This window comes from Sphingopyxis sp. (assembly GCF_036402335.1).
Taxonomy (GTDB): domain Bacteria; phylum Pseudomonadota; class Alphaproteobacteria; order Sphingomonadales; family Sphingomonadaceae; genus Sphingopyxis.
Map to the genome: position 1 here is coordinate 1 of NZ_DASWTD010000054.1, position 19,295 is coordinate 19,295.

The 19,295-nt window shown below is 64.2% G+C and carries 17 protein-coding genes; all 17 read left to right on the forward strand.

All coding sequences use genetic code 11. The features are described 5' to 3' along the window. On the forward strand, positions 1–1,221 hold a 1,221-nt coding region (locus tag VGD20_RS01530; RefSeq protein WP_331132765.1), incomplete at its 5' end, for a cbb3-type cytochrome c oxidase subunit I. Between the two features lie 58 nt (positions 1,222–1,279). Continuing rightward, the gene (locus VGD20_RS01535) at positions 1,280–2,191 is read left to right on the forward strand and encodes a heme o synthase (protein ID WP_331132766.1); all 912 of its coding nucleotides are present in this window, start codon (positions 1,280–1,282) and stop codon (positions 2,189–2,191) included. Beyond that, positions 2,188–2,337: a hypothetical protein gene (locus tag VGD20_RS01540; RefSeq protein WP_325539742.1), complete on the forward strand. Its 150-nt coding sequence runs from the start codon at positions 2,188–2,190 to the stop codon at positions 2,335–2,337. Before VGD20_RS01535 ends, VGD20_RS01540 begins: the two co-directional genes overlap by 4 nt. Then, the gene (locus tag VGD20_RS01545; protein WP_331132767.1) at positions 2,334–2,909 is read left to right on the forward strand and encodes a cytochrome c oxidase assembly protein; all 576 of its coding nucleotides are present in this window, start codon (positions 2,334–2,336) and stop codon (positions 2,907–2,909) included. The genes VGD20_RS01540 and VGD20_RS01545 overlap by 4 nt, the downstream gene beginning before the upstream one ends. A gap of 80 nt (positions 2,910–2,989) precedes the next feature. Further along, entirely contained in the window at positions 2,990–3,865 is an 876-nt protein-coding gene (locus VGD20_RS01550; protein WP_331132768.1) for a cytochrome c oxidase subunit 3, read from the forward strand. Position 3,866: 1 nt separating this feature from the next. Then, positions 3,867–4,262 (forward strand): DUF983 domain-containing protein, encoded by a 396-nt coding sequence (locus tag VGD20_RS01555; protein ID WP_331132769.1) that lies wholly within the window; start codon positions 3,867–3,869, stop codon positions 4,260–4,262. Continuing rightward, entirely contained in the window at positions 4,246–4,890 is a 645-nt protein-coding gene (locus VGD20_RS01560; protein WP_331132770.1) for an SURF1 family protein, read from the forward strand. Before VGD20_RS01555 ends, VGD20_RS01560 begins: the two co-directional genes overlap by 17 nt. A gap of 84 nt (positions 4,891–4,974) precedes the next feature. After that, the gene (thrC, locus tag VGD20_RS01565; RefSeq protein WP_331132771.1) at positions 4,975–6,372 is read left to right on the forward strand and encodes a threonine synthase; all 1,398 of its coding nucleotides are present in this window, start codon (positions 4,975–4,977) and stop codon (positions 6,370–6,372) included. A gap of 4 nt (positions 6,373–6,376) precedes the next feature. Next, positions 6,377–7,255, forward strand: a complete 879-nt coding sequence (locus VGD20_RS01570) for a class I SAM-dependent methyltransferase (RefSeq protein ID WP_331132780.1) — start codon at positions 6,377–6,379, stop codon at positions 7,253–7,255. Positions 7,256–7,426: 171 nt separating this feature from the next. Further along, a complete protein-coding gene (locus tag VGD20_RS01575; RefSeq protein ID WP_331132772.1) occupies positions 7,427–10,435 on the forward strand; it encodes a TonB-dependent receptor in 3,009 nt (1,002 codons plus the stop codon). A 104-nt stretch (positions 10,436–10,539) separates the two neighbouring features. Beyond that, positions 10,540–12,069 (forward strand): tryptophan halogenase family protein, encoded by a 1,530-nt coding sequence (locus tag VGD20_RS01580; protein ID WP_331132773.1) that lies wholly within the window; start codon positions 10,540–10,542, stop codon positions 12,067–12,069. Positions 12,070–12,081: 12 nt separating this feature from the next. After that, the gene (locus VGD20_RS01585) at positions 12,082–12,801 is read left to right on the forward strand and encodes a SapC family protein (RefSeq protein WP_331132774.1); all 720 of its coding nucleotides are present in this window, start codon (positions 12,082–12,084) and stop codon (positions 12,799–12,801) included. Further along, positions 12,794–13,825 (forward strand): cupin-like domain-containing protein, encoded by a 1,032-nt coding sequence (locus VGD20_RS01590; protein WP_331132775.1) that lies wholly within the window; start codon positions 12,794–12,796, stop codon positions 13,823–13,825. The genes VGD20_RS01585 and VGD20_RS01590 overlap by 8 nt, the downstream gene beginning before the upstream one ends. After that, positions 13,822–15,324: a tryptophan halogenase family protein gene (locus VGD20_RS01595; RefSeq protein WP_331132776.1), complete on the forward strand. Its 1,503-nt coding sequence runs from the start codon at positions 13,822–13,824 to the stop codon at positions 15,322–15,324. Before VGD20_RS01590 ends, VGD20_RS01595 begins: the two co-directional genes overlap by 4 nt. Positions 15,325–15,419: 95 nt before the next feature. After that, positions 15,420–16,484: a LacI family DNA-binding transcriptional regulator gene (locus tag VGD20_RS01600; protein WP_331132777.1), complete on the forward strand. Its 1,065-nt coding sequence runs from the start codon at positions 15,420–15,422 to the stop codon at positions 16,482–16,484. Then, complete coding sequence (locus VGD20_RS01605) at positions 16,477–17,673, forward strand: MFS transporter (protein ID WP_331132778.1); 1,197 nt, start codon at positions 16,477–16,479, stop codon at positions 17,671–17,673. The genes VGD20_RS01600 and VGD20_RS01605 overlap by 8 nt, the downstream gene beginning before the upstream one ends. Before the next feature lie 87 nt (positions 17,674–17,760). Beyond that, a partial coding sequence (locus tag VGD20_RS01610) for a glycoside hydrolase family 3 protein (RefSeq protein WP_331132779.1) occupies positions 17,761–19,295 on the forward strand: 1,535 nt, incomplete at its 3' end.

Sequence of the window (19,295 nt, forward strand, 5' to 3'; positions counted from 1 at the left end):
ATGCTTCTCGGATCGATGTTCGTTCCCGGCGGCAGCGGTCATGGCGCCGGCACCGGCTGGACGGTTTACGCCCCGCTATCGACCAGCGGGTCGGTCGGGCCTGCGGTCGACATGGCGATCTTCTCGCTCCATCTGGCTGGCGCGGCGTCGATTCTGGGCGCGATCAACTTCATCACCACCATCTTTAACATGCGCCCGCCGGGCATGACCGTGCACAAGATGCCGCGGTTCGTGTGGTCGGTGCTCGTCACCGCCTTCCTGCTGCTGCTCGCGCTGCCGGTTCTCGCCGCGGCGATCACCATGCTGCTGACCGACCGCAACTTCGGCACCACCTTCTATGATGCGGCTGGCGGCGGCGACCCCGTCCTCTACCAGCATCTCTTCTGGTTCTTCGGTCACCCCGAAGTGTACATCATGATCCTGCCGGGCTTCGGCATCGTCAGCCAGATCATCTCGACCTTCAGCCGCAAGCCGGTGTTCGGTTACCTCGGCATGGCCTATGCCATGGTCGCGATCGGCGTCGTCGGCTTCATCGTGTGGGCGCACCACATGTTCACGGTCGGCATGAGCGTGAACCTCAAGATGTACTTCACCGCCGCGACGATGGTGATCGCGGTCCCGACGGGCATCAAGATTTTCAGCTGGATCGCAACCATGTGGGGCGGTTCGATGAGCTTCAAGACCCCGATGGTCTGGGCGCTCGGCTTCATCTTCATGTTCACCGTGGGCGGTGTCACCGGCGTCGTGCTGGCCAATGGCGGCGTCGACACCAACCTGCACGACACTTACTATGTCGTCGCGCACTTCCACTATGTGCTGTCGCTGGGCGCGGTCTTCTCGCTCTTTGCCGGCTTCTATTACTGGTTCCCGAAGATGTCGGGCCGGATGTACAGCGAAGCCCTCGGCCAGCTGCACTTCTGGATCTTCTTCATCGGCGTGAACGTCATGTTCTTCCCCCAGCACTTCCTGGGTCAGCAGGGCATGCCGCGCCGTTACCCCGACTATGCGGAAGCCTATGCGCACTGGCACCTGATCTCGTCCTACGGCTATGTGATCATGGGCGTCGGTATGCTCTTCTTCTTCCTGAACATCGGCTACTCGCTGTTCGCGGGCAAGAAGGCCGCCGACAATCCGTGGGGCGAAGGCGCGACGACGCTCGAATGGACGCTGTCGAGCCCGCCGCCGTTCCACCAGTTCAACGAACTGCCGCGTATCGCCTGATCGATATCGCCCCCTGCCGGACAAGGCAGGGGGCGTTTCCCTGACGGCTGGAGTTAACATGGCGCAGAGCCTGACCCATGGCGAAACGGCACTTCCCGCCGATTGGCGCGACCTGTTCGCGCTGACCAAGCCGCGCGTCATGTCGCTGGTGGTGTTCACCGCGCTGTGCGGGCTGCTCGCGGCCCCGGGCGAGGTCCATCCGGTGCTCGCCTTCTCGTCGATCCTCGCGATAGCGCTGGGGGCAGGGGCGTCGGGCGCGCTCAACCAATGGTATGAAGCGGGACTCGACGCCAAGATGAAGCGAACCGCGGGACGGCCGCTTCCTGCGGGGCGTCTCGATCCGCAGACCGCATTGCAGTTCGGCGTCGGTCTCGCCGCCTTTTCGCTGTTCCTGATGCTGTTCGCGTCGAACTGGCAGGCGACGTTGCTGCTCGCCGGCTCGATCCTCTTCTATGTCTTCGTCTACACGATGTGGCTGAAACCGCGGACGCCGCAGAACATCGTCATCGGCGGTGCGGCGGGCGCCTTTCCGCCGCTGATCGGCTGGGTCGCCGCGACCGGAAGTGTCGCGCCGCTGCCGGTGCTGCTCTTCTTGCTCATCTTCCTCTGGACCCCGCCGCATTTTTGGGCCCTCGCGCTGTTCGTCCGCTCGGACTACGCCGCTGCGGGCATCCCGATGATGCCGGTCGTTGCGGGCGAGAAATCGACGCGGCGCCAGATTCTCCTTTACGCGCTGATCATGGCGGCTGCGGCGATCGCGCCTTGGCTGCTCGGCTACACCGGTGCGCTCTATGGCTGGACCGCGGTGATCCTGTCGGCGCTGTTCGTCGCGCTTGCGGTTCAGGTCGGCACCCGCAGCACGGGCGAGGGCGATATGATGCAGCCCGAAAAGCGCCTGTTCGCCTATTCGATCGCCTATCTTTTCATATTGTTCGGCGCTGTCGTCGCCGACCATTGGTGGCCCCTATGACCGATGAACCGAATCAGGAACCCTTTGACGAAGCCGAATATCGGCGGCGCCAGCGCAGCCGCGCGAACATGATGGCGTGGATGCTCGGCGCGCTGGCGATTCTGTTTTTCTTCATCACCATCGCCAAGATGCAGATTTTCTCATGACCGCTTTTCCCGTCATCGGGCGCATGTCCCCGAACGCGAAGACCGCAAGCCTGGCTGCCCTGATGGCGGTCGCGATGACTGGCCTCGGCTTCGCGGCGGTGCCGCTTTACGATCTGTTCTGCCGCGTGACCGGCTTTGGCGGCACGACGCAGCGTTTCGACCCCGTCGCCGCGGCGGCCGAGCCGAAAATCCTGTCGAACACGATCTCGGTCCGCTTCGATGCCAATGTATCGCCGAACCTGCCGTGGAAATTCTATCCCGAGCACCCGACCGACACGGTCAGCATCGGCGCGCGCGACATGGCGATCTTCATCGCCGAGAATAATTCGGCGCATCCGGTCGTCGGGACCGCGAGCTTCAACGTCACGCCCGATCAGGCGGGCAAATATTTCACCAAGATCCAATGCTTCTGCTTCACCCAGCAACGGCTGGAAGCAGGGCAGCAGGTCCGCATGCCGGTGCTGTTCTTCGTCGATCCCAAGATCATGGACGACCCCGACGCGCGCGACGTGCAGGAAATCACCCTCAGCTACACCTTCCACCCTGTAGACGAGGGTAAAAAGGCGAGCTAAGGCCGCATCCAAGAGTCAATCAAGACCGGCGGGCGATGGGGAATCGCGACGCTGGGGCTGCTAAAAACGGGAAACACGCCATGTCCGGTGCGAAACATCATGACTATCACCTCGTAAATCCCAGCGTCTGGCCGCTCATCGGCTCGGTCGCTGCGCTCGTGATGTTCTTCGGGCTCGTCATGGCGATGCACGCCGACCATTTCGGCGGCATCGGCAAGTGGGTGCTCGGTCTGGGCTTCATGGGCGTGATCGCCACCTTCTTCAGCTGGTGGTCGGACGTCATCAACGAAGCGCATGCCGGCGACCACACCCCGGTCGTCCAGCTGCACCTGCGCTACGGCATGATCCTGTTCATCGCGTCCGAAGTCATGTTCTTCGTCGGCTGGTTCTGGGCCTGGTTCGACTTCTCGCTCTTCCCGGTGCCGATCGAATATGCCGAAGGCGCGGTTACCTCGCTGTTCGGCCAGGACGGCGCCGCGGCGATCACCATGTGGCCGCCGAAGGGCATCGAAGTCACCGACGCTTTCTCGCTGCCGCTGCTCAACACGCTGATCCTGCTCTGCTCGGGCACCACGATCACCTGGGCGCACCACGCGCTGATCCACGGCGACCGCGAAGGCCTGAAAAAAGGTCTGTGGCTGACGATCATTCTCGGCGCGGTCTTCTCAATGATCCAGGCCTATGAATATATGCATGCGCCGTTCGGCTTCGGTCAGAGCAACTATAGCTCGGCTTTCTACATGGCGACCGGTTTCCACGGTTTCCACGTGCTCGTCGGTACGATCTTCCTGATCGTCTGCCTCGTGCGTACCTACAAGGGCCACTTCACCCCGACGCAGCATTTCGGTTTCGAGGCCGCTGCCTGGTACTGGCACTTCGTCGACGTGGTGTGGCTGTTCCTCTTCATCATCGTCTATGTCTGGGGCGGCTGGGGCGCGCCGGTCGCCGCGCACTAAATTGCCGGCTGGCGATCCATCTCGAAAAGGGCAGCCGCCGGTCTGGCGCGCTGCCCTTTTTGGTCTCTGCCCCGAATGCGGCGCGTCGACCCTGTTCGACGGGCCGGTGAAGTTCGAGGAGAGGTGCCGCGTCTGCGCACTCGATTACAGCCGCTATAATGTCGGTGACGGCCCCGCGGCTTTCCTGACGCTGATCATCGGCGCACTGCTGATCGCGATTGCGCTGACACTCGATGCGGTCGTGCGACCGCCGCTGTGGGTCCATATCATCCTGTGGGTACCGCTGACTGCCGCCGCGGTCGTCTATGGCCTGCGCGTCGGCAAGGCGGCGCTGCTGGCGAGCGAGCACCAGCGTCAAGCCGCCGAAGGCCGTCAGGTGAATGACAAGCATGATTGAAACCCGAACAAAACGCTGGCCGGTGATCCCGACGCTTCTCGTCCTCGCGGCGGTGGCGGTGATGATCGCGCTCGGCGTCTGGCAACTGCAGCGCAAGAACGAGAAGGAAGCGTTGATCGCGCTGTTCCAGCGCAACATGGCGATGTCGTCGCTGGTCACCTATCCCCGGCTGCCGCCGGTCGAGGACCGGTTTCTCTACCGCAAGAGCAGCGTCGTCTGTCTGGAGCCCGTGCGATGGGATCCGCGCAGCGGTACCGACCGCAAGGGCAAGGCGGGAATCCGCATGATCGCCGACTGCCGCACCGGTGCCGAAGGGCCGGGCGTCCTGATCGACGTTGGCATCGGTGACGATTTCGCGTCGCCCAAATGGAAGGGCGGCACCGTGCAGGGGACGATCGTTCCCGGGCCCGAGCAACCGACGGTCATCGAACGCATGACGGGCAATGCGACGCCTGCGCGCGCGATGCTGATCGCCGATATGCCCATCGCAGGACTGCGCGCGAGCGCGGTCCCTTCGGCCGACGATACGCCGAACAACCATCTTGCCTATGCGGTGCAATGGTTCCTGTTCGCTGCGGCTGCGCTCGTCATCTATATATTGGCTGTCCGTCGCCGCTTGCGGCCTTGAGCCCGGCCCGCAGATATTTTTCCGCGATTTCCGAGCCGCGAAATGTTCCATTTTGCTTGAAATCGCTCTAGGCGCTGGGCCGCCATGGAATATATCAGCACCCGCGGCTCCGCGCCGACCCTCGACTTTCGTGCCGCGACGCTTGCCGGCCTTGCCAGCGACGGCGGCCTCTATCTGCCGGCGAAATGGCCGCAGATGTCGGTCGAGGAAATCCGCGCACTGGCGGGACTCGACTATGCCGAAACCGCGGTGCGCGTCATGCGACCGTTCGTCGAAGGCGTGCTGACCGAAGACGAACTGCGCGACCTCTGCCGCGCCGCTTACGGGCGCTTCAGCCACGATGCGGTGACTCCGATGGTCCAGCTCGATCATCGCCACTGGCTGCTCGAACTGTTCCACGGCCCGACGCTCGCATTCAAGGACGTCGCGCTGCAGTTGCTGGGCCAGCTGTTCGAGAAATTCCTCGCCGGCGGCGACACCGACATCACGATCGTGGGCGCAACGTCGGGCGACACCGGCTCGGCAGCGATCGAGGCGGTCGCGGGGCGCGAGCATATCCGCATCTTCATGCTCCACCCCGAAGGCCGCGTCAGCGACGTCCAGCGGCGGCAGATGACGACGGTGCTGGCGCCGAACGTCCACAATATCGCGATCGACGGCAGTTTTGACGACGCGCAGGCGATGGTGAAGCGGTTATTCGGCGATGCCGAGGCGCGCAGCCAGGTTACGCTGTCGGCGGTGAACAGCATCAACTGGGCGCGGCTGATGGCGCAGGTCGTTTATTATTTCTATGCCGCGGTCCGGCTTGGCGGCCCCGACCGCGCCGTCGCATTCTCTGTGCCGACGGGCAATTTCGGCGACGTGTTCGCGGGTTATGTCGCGGCGCGGATGGGCTTGCCGGTCGCGAGGCTCGTCGTCGCGACCAACGTCAACGATATCCTGCACCGCGCACTGACAAGCGGCGACTATAGCGCCGGGACGGTCACGCCGACCGCGACGCCCAGCATGGACATTCAGGTCAGCAGCAATTTCGAACGGCTGCTGTTCGACCTCGCGGGCCGCGACGGCGCGGCGATCACCGGGATGATGAGCGAGTTCGACAAGAACCGCGCGATGACGATTCCCGCCGATATGCTCGCGGGCGCGAGCGGGCTGTTTTCGAGCGCGAGCATCGACGGTGATGCGATGGCGCTTGCACTGCGCTGGGCGCAGGAGCATGGCGGGCAGATCATCGATCCGCACAGCGCGGTCGGGCTCGCCGCGGCGCGCGCGCTCGAGATCGATGCCGACATTCCCGTCGTCACTCTCGCGACCGCGCACCCCGCGAAATTCCGCGAAGCCGTCGAGCGCGCAACGGGTGTTCGGCCGCCGTTGCCCGCGCGGCTCGGCAATCTGTTCGACCGCGAAGAGCGCTACGAGTGCCTGCCCGGCGACTATGATGCGGTGAAAGCCTTCGTGCTCGCGGAAGCGGCGCGTGGCTGAGCTTCTGCCCCTTGTCACGCTTATTGGTGACGCGTGGGAGGATTACGGGCTGGTCGACAGCGGAGGCGGGCGCAAGCTCGAACGCTATGGGCCGTATCGCTTCATCCGCCCCGAACCGCAGGCAATGTGGGCGCCCGCGCTGCCCGCCAGCGAATGGGAAGCCGCCGACGGTGAATTTGTTCCCGCGTCGGACGACGATGGCGGCGGCCGCTGGTATTATAACAAGCCGGTGCCCGCCGAAGGCTGGCCGCTTGGCTGGCGCGAAACGCGCTTTACCGCGCAATGCACGCCCTTTCGCCATCTCGGCTTTTTTCCCGACATGGCGCCAGTCTGGGACTGGCTGCGCGAGCGCATTGCCGACAAGACCGAGCCGGCGTTCCTGAACCTGTTCGGTTATACCGGTGTCGGCAGCCAGGCGCTCGCCGCGGCGGGCGCGTCGGTCACGCATGTCGATGCGTCGAAGAAGTCGGTGGGACAGGCGCGCGAGAATGCCGCGCTTGCCGGAATGGCCGACAAGCCGGTGCGCTGGATCGTCGACGATGCGGGCAAGTTCACCGCGCGCGAAGTACGGCGCGCGCGGCGCTACGACGCGATCCTGCTCGACCCGCCCAAGTTCGGCCGCGGACCCGGCGGGGAACGCTGGCAGATCGAGGAAGGGCTTGCGCCGCTGCTCGCCGATTGCCGCCAATTGCTCGACGACGACAGCCGGGCACTGTTCCTGACCGTCTATGCCGTACGCATGTCGGCGCTCGCGATCGGTGAGTTGCTGGCACAGCTTTTCGCCGACCTGCCGGGCACGGTCGAATGCGGCGAACTCGCCGTTCGCGAAGAGGCGCGGGGGCTGCTGCTCCCCACGGCGATATTCGCTCGCTGGAGCCGCTGACCCGCGACGTCGGCGCGCTTGTTATTGCATACGTTTGCTGCACAGGAAGGGCGCAATCTGCTGTCCGGAAACGGACAGTTCGCGTTGACAATGAGAACGTTCCCATTTAGATAACGTTCACATAACGGATATGCCGCCGATAAAAGAGCGGCTGATTTGGGAGGAATGGGGATGCGGGCGTCTCAAAAACAGTGGCTTGCCAAATTTCTGGTCGGTACATCGGCGCTGCCCTTGATGGGCATCGCACAGGCGGCCGTTGCGCAGGAGGCGCCGGCCGGGGGCGAAGTGAGCGGCGACGAGATCGTCGTCACCGGCATCCGCGCCAGCCTTGCCGCATCGGCCGATATCAAGCGCGAGGCGCAGGGTGTCGTCGATGCGATCTCAGCCGAAGATATCGGCAAATTCCCCGACACCAATCTTGCCGAATCGCTCCAGCGTATCACCGGTGTGTCGATCGATCGCCAGAATGGTGAGGGTTCGCTGGTCACGGTTCGCGGTTTTGGTCCCGAATTCAACCTGGTGACGGTCAACGGTCGTCAGATCCCGACCGCGCTGATCGGCGATGGCGGCAGCGCGCCGTCGTCGCGCTCGTTCGACTTCGCGAACCTCGCCTCCGAAGGCATTGCGGCGGTAGAAGTTTACAAAAGCGGCCGTGCCACGATCGAGTCGGGCGGTATCGGCTCGACGATCAATATCCGCACGCCGCGTCCGCTGGACAATCCGGGGCTCCGCGGCAGCCTGGCAGTAAAAGGCGTGTACGACACCTCGCGCAACGAAGGGAAGCCGATCACGCCCGAAATCTCGGGCATCGTCAGCACGACTTTTGCCGACGACACCATCGGCATCATGATCGCGGGGTCGTATCAGAAGCGCAAATCGAGCACGAACCGCGCCAATGTAGGCTGGCGTGACGGCTATCTGGGCAGCGAGAATAATTGGGGTTCGCTGGCTAACCCCACCCGCATCGTCAACGGCGTCGAAGAACCCGATCCGCGTTATCCCAACATCACCAACCGTCCCGAGGGGAATGACGTCTATCAAGTGCCGCAGAATGCGTCATATGATCTCAACGACATCACTCGCGAACGCATCAACGGTCAGGCGGTGCTGCAATTCCGCCCGAGCGATGCGTTCACGGCGACGGTCGACTATATCTATTCGCGCAACACCGTCGAAACGCGGAACAGCAACGTCGGTGTGTGGTTCAACCACGAAGATACGTCGAGCGCATGGACCGATGGTCCGATCGCTGGACCGCTCTTCTACACCGAACGTTTCGGCGCCCCGGCCGGCGTTCCCGGTCCGAACGCGCTCTATGGCGGCAAGGATCTGTCGTACAGCGGCGCGCTGACCGAAAACCGCGCAGAGAATAATTCGCTCGGCGTCAATCTGGAATGGAAGGGGCCGGGCGGTGTCACGTTCGAACTCGATGCCCATCATTCGACCGCCGAGGTCAATCCGGTCAACCGCTTCGGGTCGAGCATGTCGCTGGGCAACGCCGTCTTCGGGGTCCGGAGTCAGTCGATCAATTTCGAGAACGACTTGCCGGTCATTTCCTATGACATGCATCCGGGCATCGATCCGCTGGATGCCGCGCTGGTCACACCGACGGGCAACGCCTTCCGCAACGCATTTTTCCGCAACCGGATCAATCAGGTGCAGCTACGCGGCCAATATGACCACGACGGCGGCTTCCTCGACAGCATCGATTTCGGTGTGTCGTACGTCGACAGTAAGGTGCGTTCGGCGTTCGGTACGATCCAGAACGACGACACCTGGGGTGGCGCGGGTCCGGCATCGAGTATTCCGGACGATATCTTCTCGCTCGTCACGCTTCCCGACAAATTCCCGGGGCTTGCCCGCGACGGGATGATCCAGAGCTTCTACGCCTTTGATTTCGAACGCATGGCTGATCTGGTCGAGCAGAATTTCCAGTCGTGCAGCAATCCGGCCTCGGGTACGGCCCAGCCGGGGACCTGTCTGGCCAATTTCAACACCGATCGGCGCATTTCCGAAAAGACATTGGCGCCCTATCTGCAGGTCGCGACCGAATTCGACCTGTTCCAGAATCCCGCGCATTTGGTGGCGGGCCTCCGTTACGAGACGACCGATATCGCATCGTCGGCGCTGGCGCCCGTCCCGGTAACGACGAGGTGGATCGGCGACAACGAACTGAACGTCGTTTTCGACGGCGGCGAGTTTACGCGGTTCAAGGGGTCCTATGACAACTGGCTGCCGGCGATCGACTTTGACATTTCGCCGATGGAAAACGTCAAGCTTCGCGCGTCGTACAGCCACACGATCACGCGCCCCGATTATGGCAGCATGCAGGGGGGGCGCACGCTCGACACGTTGTTCCGCGTTGGCGGCGGCACCGGTTCATTGGGCAATCCGGGGCTGATTCCCTACAAGTCCAAGAACATCGACCTGTCGGCCGAATGGTATTATGCCCGCGATAGCTATCTGTCGGTCGGATATTTCCACAAGGACGTCAAAAACTTCATCTCGTCGACACGGATCGATTATTCCGCGCCGGGGATAACGACGCCGATCGGTGGACCGCGCTACCAGGCGGCGCTCGCCTTCTATGGTCCCGATGCCACGGCGACCCAGATCCGCGAGTATATCATCGCCAACTTCCCCGACACGGTCACTGGCACGATCATCAATGCGGCACCGGGCGATCCGCTTGTCAATTTCGAGATCACGACGCCCATCAACAGCGACCAGACGGCCGCGATCAACGGCTGGGAATTCGCGCTCCAGCACAGCTTCTGGGATACCGGTTTCGGCGTGATCCTGAACTATACGATCGTCAATGGCGATGCGGTGTACGACAATACACAGCCCTCGTCGGTCGCCCAGTTCGCGCTAACCGGCCTTAGCGACAGCGCCAACGCGGTAGCCTATTATGATAAAAATGGTCTGCAGGCGCGCGTCGCGTGGAACTGGCGTGACGAGTTCCTCTCGGGGACGGGGGCCAATCCCCAGTACACCGAAGCTTATTGGCAGATCGACGCCAGCGCGAGCTATGAGTTCATCCCCGGCCTGACCGGTTTCGTCGAAGTCATCAACCTGACCGGTGAAGGTCGCCGCGGGCACCTTCGACACAAGAATAATGTCACCTTCGCCGAGCCGGGCTTTGCCCGCTACGCGGCGGGGGTCAGGTTCAGCTTCTAGGGCGAACGGCCACGTCCGCCGGATCGCAACCAAGAGGGTCGCGCCTTTCGGGGTGCGGCTCTTTTGCGTGACGGCGGCGGTGCGTTGGCATAGGATTGCTGACAATGAATATTATGGTCGAGAGGGTGGTCATTGTGGGCGGCGGTACCGCCGGCTGGCTCGCGGCCTGCTTTCTCGCCAGCGCCCGCCGTGCGGAAAAACTCGATATCACCCTGATCGAGGCGCCCGACATCCCGACAATCGGTGTCGGCGAGGGAACCTGGCCGACGATGCGCGCGACGCTGTCGGCGATCGGGATCGGCGAGGCCGAATTCCTTGCCGCCTGCGACGGGTCGTTCAAGCAGGGGTCGCGGTTCGATGGCTGGGTGACCGGTGCCGAGGGTGACCGCTATCTGCACCCCTTCACGTCGCCGCCCGCCGCGCCGATCGCCGAATTGCTTGCCGCCTGGCGGGCCGGGGCGCCCGATCTGCCGTTCGCGGCGGCGATGACGGCGCAGGCGCATGTCTGCGACCTCGACCTCGCCCCGCGCCAGCACGCGATGCCCGACTATCAGGGCGCGGCGAACTACGCCTATCACCTCGACGCCGGGAAATTTGCGGCGCTGCTTGCAGCGCATGCGGTTCAGCGGCTCGGCGTGCGCCATATTTCGGACCATGTCGTGGGCGTGGCGCGCGACGACGAGGGCGGCATCGCATCGGTCGCGACGCGCCGGAACGGCGATATTGCGGGCGACCTGTTCATCGATTGCAGTGGCCATGCCGCGCTGCTGATCGGCAGTCATCTGGGCGTCGAGTGGATCGACCGCAGCGATACGCTGTTCAACGACCGCGCCCTCGCGGCGCAGGTCCCGGTCGCTCCCGGCAGCCCGATCGCATCGCAGACGGTGTCGACCGCGCATGCCGCGGGCTGGATCTGGGATATCGGCCTGCCGGGGCGCCGCGGTATCGGTTGCGTCTATGCCAGCCGGTTCATGGACGACGATCTGGCCGAGGCGACCTTGCGCGCCTATATCGCGCGTGTCCTGCCCGATGCACCCGACGTCCCGGCGCGGCGCCTGACCTTTCCGACGGGGCATCGCGCGCGTTTCTGGGAAGGCAATTGCGTCGCCATCGGCCTGTCGGCGGGCTTCATCGAACCGCTCGAGGCATCGGCGATCGTGATGATCGAATTGTCGCTGAAGGCGCTCATCGACAATTTTCCGGCGCGTCGCGCGGCGATGTCGATCCACGCGGGCCGCTTCAACGAGCTGTTCCGGTATCGTTGGGACCGCATCGTCGAGTTCCTCAAGCTCCACTATGCACTCAGCCGGCGCGAAGAGCCCTATTGGATCGCGCAACGCGATCCGGTGCATATGCCGCCGCGTCTGACCGAGATGCTGGAACTGTGGCGCGACCAGCCGCCGTCGGCATGGGATTTCCCGCGCGTCGACGAAATTTTCTCGGCCGAAAGCCATCAATATATTCTCTATGGCATGGGCTATCCGGTGCCCGCCGACCTGCCAGCGAGCGAGCGGGCGGCCGCTTTGCTCGTCGGGAACCGGCAGCGCGCCCGCGCGCTCGCCGCGGCGCTGCCCGCCCATCGCGATTATCTCGACGCGCTCGTGCCGGGCACCCATAGCGCCGCGGCACGATAGGAAAGGAATTTGATGCCCCGCCACGCTGTCCTCGACAACAAGACCCACCGCGATCTGCGCATCAGGACCGACGCGGGGGCGGAGCTGGGCGACGACATCATGGCGACGCTGACGGTGCCGAGTGAATTCCGCCGCGTGCAGGCGCATTTTCCGATCCTGTTTCGCCGCGAGACCGGGCGTGAGGATTTCTCCGCGCTGGCGATGTTCGGTTTTCAGAGTGGCGAGAATCTGTTCCTCGACGGCGATCGCTGGGACGCGCGCTATCGACCGCTATCGGTTGCGATCCAGCCGTTCCTGATCGGGCGGCCGGCGAGTGGCAACGGTCCCGGGCAGATCCATATCGACATGGATCACCCGCGCATCGCCGCGACCGGCGAGGGCATCCGGCTGTTCGATGCCGACGGTATGGCGACGCCCTATCTCGACGAAATCGCCGGGCGGCTGGGCGACCTCGACGAAGGATATCGGGAGAGTGGCGCCTTTTACGACGCATTGCTCGCATATGACCTGCTCGAACCTTTCAGCCTCGAAGTCACGCTCGACGACGGATCGATCCATTCGCTCGTCGGCTTCCATATCATCGACGAAGCGAAGCTGCGCGCACTCGATGGCGAGGCGCTCGGCGCGCTGCATGCGGCGGGACATCTGATGCCGATGTTCATGGCGCTTGCGTCGCTGTCGCAGCTGTCGGTGCTCGTCGCACGCAAGAACCGCAGGCTGGCCGGTGGCTGAGCGCGACCGCGCCATATACGACCGCCTCGCGCCGGTGCCCGAGCGCGAATGGAATAAGGGGGCAGGGCTCGACGCGTTGCTGGAAGGCGCGCGCGAGCCCTTTGTCCTTCGCGGCCTCGTCGCCGACTGGCCGCTGGTGGAGGCGGGGAAGCGGTCGGCGCGCGACGCGCGGCGCTATCTGCTCGATCATGCGCGTGACCGTCCGTTCAAGGTGTCGATCGGCGCTCCCGGGCACGATGGCCGGCTGTTCTACGATACCGAAATGGAGATGAATTTCCGGATCGGGACCGGAAAGCTCGCCGATATCTTCGGCGGCGTCGATACCGCCGAGGACCGCGGCGAGAACCGCACCGTCTATCTCGCCTCGATCGATATCCCGTCGCATTTCGACGGGCTCGACGAAGCAAACCCGGTCGATCTGGGCACGCGTGATCCCCTCAAGAGCATCTGGATCGGGACGCGTACGAAGATTGCAGCGCATAACGATTTTCCGGACAATCTCGCCTGCTGCGCGGTAGGCCGGCGCCGCTTCACGCTGTTTCCGCCGCACCAGTTCCGCAACCTCTATCTGGGACCGATCGACAACACGCCTGCGGGCCGCGCGGTCAGCATGGTCGATTTCGATGCGCCCGATCTCGCAGCCTTCCCGCGTTTTGTCGATGCGATGGCCGAGGCGCAGACGATCGAACTCGAACCCGGCGACGCGATCTTCATCCCGTCGATGTGGTGGCACCATGTCGAGGGACTCGCCGCCTTCAACATCCTGGTCAATTACTGGTGGCGCGGTACGCCGGCCTGGCTGGGGCAACCGCAGGTCGCACTCAACCATGCGATCCTCGCGATCCGCGACCTGCCGCCCGAGGACAAGGCGATCTGGCGCGACCTGTTCGACCATTATGTGTTCGAGAATGACGACCGCGTTACCGACCATATTCCCGAAAAGGCGCGCAGCATCCTCGCGCGGCTCACCCCCGAAAGCGCCGGGCGCCTTCGCGCATTTCTCTTGAGGACACTCAGCCGATGAATGAAAACAAGAAGATCCAGCGCATCGTCATTGCGGGTGGCGGTACCGCGGGCTGGATGGCCGCGGCGGCTATCGCGCGTACGCTGGGGCAGACGGTCGACCTGACACTCGTCGAATCCGAGGCGATCGGGACGATCGGCGTCGGCGAATCCACCATTCCGCCGCTTGTCAATTTCAACCGCATCCTGCGCATCAACGAAGCCGATTTCATGCGCGCGACACAGGCGACCTTCAAGCTCGGCATATTGTTCGACGACTGGAGGGATCTGGGGACGCAATATTTCCACAGCTTCGGCCTGACCGGCAAGGATCACTGGTCGGCGGGCTTCCAGCATTTCTGGCTCTATGGCCGGACCAAGGGCCACGAGCAGCCCTATGACGATTATTGCATGGAGTTGAAGGCGGCGATCGAGGGCAAGTTCGCGCACCTGCCCGAAGACCGGATGAACTATGCTTACCAACTCGATTCCGGGCTCTATGCGCGCTTCCTGCGTCAGATGGCGGAGACCGACGGCGCGAAGCGGATCGAGGGCAAGATCGCGCGCGTCGAGCTCGACGGCGAGAGCGGTGATATCGCGGCGCTCGTCCTCGACGGCGACCGGCGGATCGAGGGCGATATGTTCATCGACTGCACGGGGTTCCGCGCGCTGTTGATGGAAGGCGCGCTCCACGCGGGGTTCGACGACTGGAGCAACTGGCTGCCGTGCGACAGCGCGATTGCGGTGCAGACGCCGAACATCCACCCGCCCGTACCCTATACACGCGTCATGGCGCATGACGCCGGCTGGCAATGGCGCATCCCGCTGCAGCACCGCACCGGCAACGGTATCGTCTATTGCAGCCGCTATCTGGACAAGGACGCCGCGCTCGACCGGATGCTCGGCAATATCGAGGGCGAAGTGCTAACCGAGCCCAATTTTCTCCGCTTCACCGCGGGCACGCGGCGGCACCAATGGTACCGCAACTGCGTTGCCGTCGGCCTGTCGGCGGGCTTCATGGAGCCGCTGGAATCGACTGCGATCCACTTGATCCAGCGCTCGGTGCTGCGCTTCATTCGCATGCTGCCCGCCGGCCGCGTCAGCGAACGCGACGTCGCCGAATTCAACGACCAGCAGATGCAGGATATGCTGCAAATTCGCGATTTCCTCGTTCTGCATTACAAGGTGACCAATCGCCGCGACAGCCCGTTCTGGCGTCATTGCTCGGCGATGCCGATCCCCGACACGCTCGCGCAGAAGATCGAGCTGTTCCGCGAAACCGGCCGCGTGTTCCGCAAGAATGAGGAGCTGTTTGCCGAGAATAGCTGGGTACAGGTGATGATGGGGCAGGGGATCGAGCCGCAAAGCTGGCACCCGATCGCCGAAAAGCTGCGCGATGACGAACTCGAGCGATTGCTTGAGACGATCCGCGGCGAAGTGCGGCAGACGGTCGCCAGCCTGCCCGCGCATCAGGACTATGTTGGCCGCTATTGCGGTGCGGCGGTCCCGCAAGCGGCGTAAATGGCGGAAATTATGGAAGCAGAGCGGGTTAGTGGCTGGCATTGTGGCGACGATGCGGTTAGCGATTGCGACACGATAGGGGGCCGGGAAAGATAATGGGGCGTCGGCGGCAGTCGGTTACGATCAAGCATGTTGCAGCCGACGCTGGCGTGTCGCTGCAGACGGTGAGCCGCGTCATCAACGACGAGCCCAATGTCCGGCCCGAGATGAAGGAACGCGTCCAGGCGTCGATCGACAAGCTCGGTTACGTTCCCTCGATCGCGGCACAGCGGATGAGCGGGTCGCGGTCGTATCTGATCCTCGCGATCAACGACCGCGAACGCACGATCGCCGACTGGCAGGGACGGCAGGGGGTCGACTGGGTCGACCAGATGCTGCTCGGCGGGATGCTGAAATGCGCCGAGTTCGGGTACCGGATGATCTTCGAACTGGTCGACACGCACAACGATCATGTCGAGCGCGAATTGCGCGCGGCGATCGCTGCGCTGCAGCCCGACGGGGTCATTCTGACCCCGCCGCATTCGGACAATCCGCTGATCGTCGGCCTGCTCGACCAGCAGAAAATCCCCTTCGCGCGCATCGGATCGCGCGGCGGAGCGGCGGGCATTGCCCTGACGATGGATGACGAAGGATCGGCGCGGCGCGCGACGCGGCACCTGATCGACCTTGGCCACCGGCGCATCGGCTTCATCGCGGGGTCGCCGGAATATAGTCTCAGCCGCTGGCGCATCGACGGCTGGCAGGGCGAGATGGCGGCGGCCGGCTTGGCGGTCGACGACCTGCTCGTCGAAGGCGACTTCACCTTTGCGTCGGGAACAGCCGCCGCCCGGCAATTGCTGGGCGGCGCAAACCCGCCCACCGCGATCATCGCGAGCAGCGACCAAATGGCGCTCGCGACGCTGGAGGTCGCGCGCGACCTCGGTATCGATGTGCCGGGGCAATTATCGATCGTCAGCTTCGACAATACTCCGGTCGTCCGCTTCACCCAGCCGGCGCTGACCGCGGTCGATCAGCCGGTCGCCGAAACCGCGTCGCGCGCGGTCGAAATGATCATCGCGGCACAGCGCGGCGCGCCGCGTCCGACCGAACCGACGCGCGTGCAGGGCGGCCTCGTCCCGCGCGGCTCCACCGCGGCGCCGCCAGTCGCCGTCCATGGCTGACGCGGGGGTTCCGCGCCGCCAGTCGCTTGCCTTCCTCCTGCTCTACGCGCTCGCCTCGGCGGGCGGCGCGATGGCCTATGTGCCCTTCCTGACGATCTGGCTGCCCGGACGCATGACCCAGCTTGCCGGTTCGGCGGACGTACAGACGCTCGGCTATGTCACTTTTTTCGGTGCGATCGCGGCCAGCGCCGGCGGCATCGGTTTCGGCTGGCTCAGCGACGTGACGCGCAACCGGCGCGGCTGGATTCTGACCGGGCTGGTCCTGACGATCGCCCTGCTGCTGATCGTCCCGCTGGCGCAGGGCATCTGGACGCTGGTGGGGATGATCGTCGCGTGGCAGCTCACGCTCAACATGATGCTTGGGCCGCTTGCGGCGTGGGCAGGGGACTGCGTGCCCGACGAACAGAAGGGCCTGCTGGGCGGATTGCTCGCCTTTTCGCCCGCGCTCGGCGGCTGGTCGGGGTGGCTTGTTACCTGGCCGGGACTGGTTTCGGCTGAACAGCGGCTCGTGGTCATCGCCCTGCTCGTTGCGACAGCGGTTCTCCCGGTGCTGCTGCTCGGCCGGCCGCGGCCCTTTCCTGAGCTCACGGCCCGACCGCCGGTGCGGACGTCGGGAGCGCTGCGGCCGCGGCCAAGCGGCCCTGCAGTGCGGATGTGGCTCGCGCGCCTGCTCGTCCAGATCGCCGAGGCGGCATTGTTCGCCTATCTGTATTTCTGGTTCCGTTCGATCGATCCCGGCATGCACGACAATGAAAAGGCGCGGCTGTTCGGCATGGCGCTGACGATCGCGATCCCGATCGCCCTGGCAAGCGGCCGCTGGGCCGATCGCAACAACCAACCCTTCCTGCCGCTTGTCGCCGCGGCGGCGATGTCCAGCCTCGGCATGGTCGGCATGGCGCTGGCGACGGGGCTCGACACCGCGAAGGCGAGCTACCTCGTCTTCGGCATCGCAACGACGGTGTTCCTGTCGCTCCATAGCAGCCAGACGCTGCGTATCCTGCCACGCTCGGACCGGCGCGGGCGCGACCTTGGCGTCTTCAACCTCACCAATACCGTGCCGTCGCTGATCATGCCCTGGCTGACGATCTCGCTCGTCCCCGGCTTCGGTTTCGACGCGCTTTTCCTGCTGCTCGCGGTGCTTTCCGCGATCGCGGTGCTGCTGCTCGCGACGATGCCGCGCCTGCGCTGACTCCTGGGAACAGATGGCTTGATTTCGTTCGGTCACTATGCGAAACGGAATTTTGATAACGTTCACATTAGAGGGATGGGAGAGACAATGCGCCGACAGGCAATGGTGATCGCGACTGCGCTGCTTCTGGCGGGAACCGCAATGGCTGCAACGCAGGATGCGGGTGACGCTGCGATTGTCCATCCCGAACTTTGGCCCGCGGCAAAGAGCCCGCCCGCCATCACCGATGCCGGGACCGAAGCGCGTATCGACGCGTTGATCAGGAAGATGACGATCGAGCAAAAGGTTGGCCAGCTCGTCCAGGCCGATATCAGCACGATCACGCCGAAGGATCTCGAAACCTATCCGCTCGGGTCGATCCTCGCCGGCGGCAACAGCGGCCCGAACGGCAATGAACGTTCAACCGCGGCCGACTGGGCAAGGCTCGTCGGCGAGTTTCGCGCGGTGTCGCTGCGCCCACAGGCGAACGGCGTCGCGATCCCGATCATTTTTGGCGTCGACGCCGTCCATGGCCACAATAATATTCCCGGCGCGACGTTGTTCCCGCACAATATTGGCCTCGGCGCCGCGCGCGATCCCGAACTGATCCAGCGCATCGGCGCGGTCACCGCCGCCGAAATCGCCGGCAGCGGGATCGAATGGACCTTTGCCCCGACCTTGGCGGTGCCGCAGGATCTGCGCTGGGGCCGCAGCTATGAAGGCTATGCCTCCGATCCGAAGCTGATCGCCGAATATGCGAAAGCGATGGTGATTGGCCTCCAAGGGCCGCTGGCTGCGGGCAAGACGGTAAGTGCACAGCATGTCGCCGCCACCGCCAAGCATTTCCTCGCCGATGGCGGGACGTTCGAGGGCAAGGACCAGGGCGACGCCAAGGTCGACGAGAAGGAGCTGATCGCAAAGCATGCCATGGGCTATCCCGCTGCGATCGATGCCGGGGCGCTGACCGTGATGGCCAGTTTCTCGAGCTGGCAAGGGGTCAAACACCACGGCAACAAGGGCCTGCTCACCGACGCACTCAAGGACAGGATGGGCTTTGCGGGCTTCGTTGTCGGCGACTGGAACGGGCACGGGCAGGTTGCGGGGTGCAGCGTCACCGATTGTGCGCAGTCGATCAACGCCGGGCTCGACATGTTCATGGCGCCCGACAGCTGGAAGGGGCTCTACGACAGCACGTTGAAGCACGCAAAGGACGGCACGATTTCGGCGGCGCGGCTCGACGACGCGGTGCGGCGTATCCTGCGCGTGAAGTACAAGCTTGGCCTGTTTCCAGAAGGCCATGTCGACCGCAGCATCGTGAAGGCCGTCGGCACGCCCGAGCATCTGGCGGTCGCGCGCGAAGCTGTCGCCAAGTCGCTCGTCCTGCTCAAGAACAACGGCAGCGTCCTGCCGATCAAGCCTGGCGCGCGCGTGCTCGTCACCGGCCCGGCCGCCGACAGCATGGCGATCCAGTCGGGTGGCTGGACGATCAGCTGGCAGGGGACAGATGTTACCCACGCCGACTTCCCCAATGGCCAGACGATCTGGGAGGCGCTGGACAAATCGGTGCGCGATGCGGGTGGCGTCGCGACCCTGTCCGACGGCGGGGTGTACAAGGAGAAGCCCGACGTCGCGATCGTCGTGTT

Coding starts and splice junctions, on each gene's coding strand:
- VGD20_RS01575 (WP_331132772.1), top strand. CDS start 7,427: ATGCGGGCGTCTCAAAAACAGTGGCTTGCCAAATTTCTGGTCGGTACA.
- VGD20_RS01605 (WP_331132778.1), top strand. CDS start 16,477: ATGGCTGACGCGGGGGTTCCGCGCCGCCAGTCGCTTGCCTTCCTCCTG.
- VGD20_RS01595 (WP_331132776.1), top strand. CDS start 13,822: ATGAATGAAAACAAGAAGATCCAGCGCATCGTCATTGCGGGTGGCGGT.
- VGD20_RS01545 (WP_331132767.1), top strand. CDS start 2,334: ATGACCGCTTTTCCCGTCATCGGGCGCATGTCCCCGAACGCGAAGACC.
- VGD20_RS01550 (WP_331132768.1), top strand. CDS start 2,990: ATGTCCGGTGCGAAACATCATGACTATCACCTCGTAAATCCCAGCGTC.
- VGD20_RS01600 (WP_331132777.1), top strand. CDS start 15,420: ATGGGGCGTCGGCGGCAGTCGGTTACGATCAAGCATGTTGCAGCCGAC.
- thrC (WP_331132771.1), top strand. CDS start 4,975: ATGGAATATATCAGCACCCGCGGCTCCGCGCCGACCCTCGACTTTCGT.
- VGD20_RS01540 (WP_325539742.1), top strand. CDS start 2,188: ATGACCGATGAACCGAATCAGGAACCCTTTGACGAAGCCGAATATCGG.
- VGD20_RS01585 (WP_331132774.1), top strand. CDS start 12,082: ATGCCCCGCCACGCTGTCCTCGACAACAAGACCCACCGCGATCTGCGC.
- VGD20_RS01535 (WP_331132766.1), top strand. CDS start 1,280: ATGGCGCAGAGCCTGACCCATGGCGAAACGGCACTTCCCGCCGATTGG.
- VGD20_RS01560 (WP_331132770.1), top strand. CDS start 4,246: ATGACAAGCATGATTGAAACCCGAACAAAACGCTGGCCGGTGATCCCG.
- VGD20_RS01580 (WP_331132773.1), top strand. CDS start 10,540: ATGAATATTATGGTCGAGAGGGTGGTCATTGTGGGCGGCGGTACCGCC.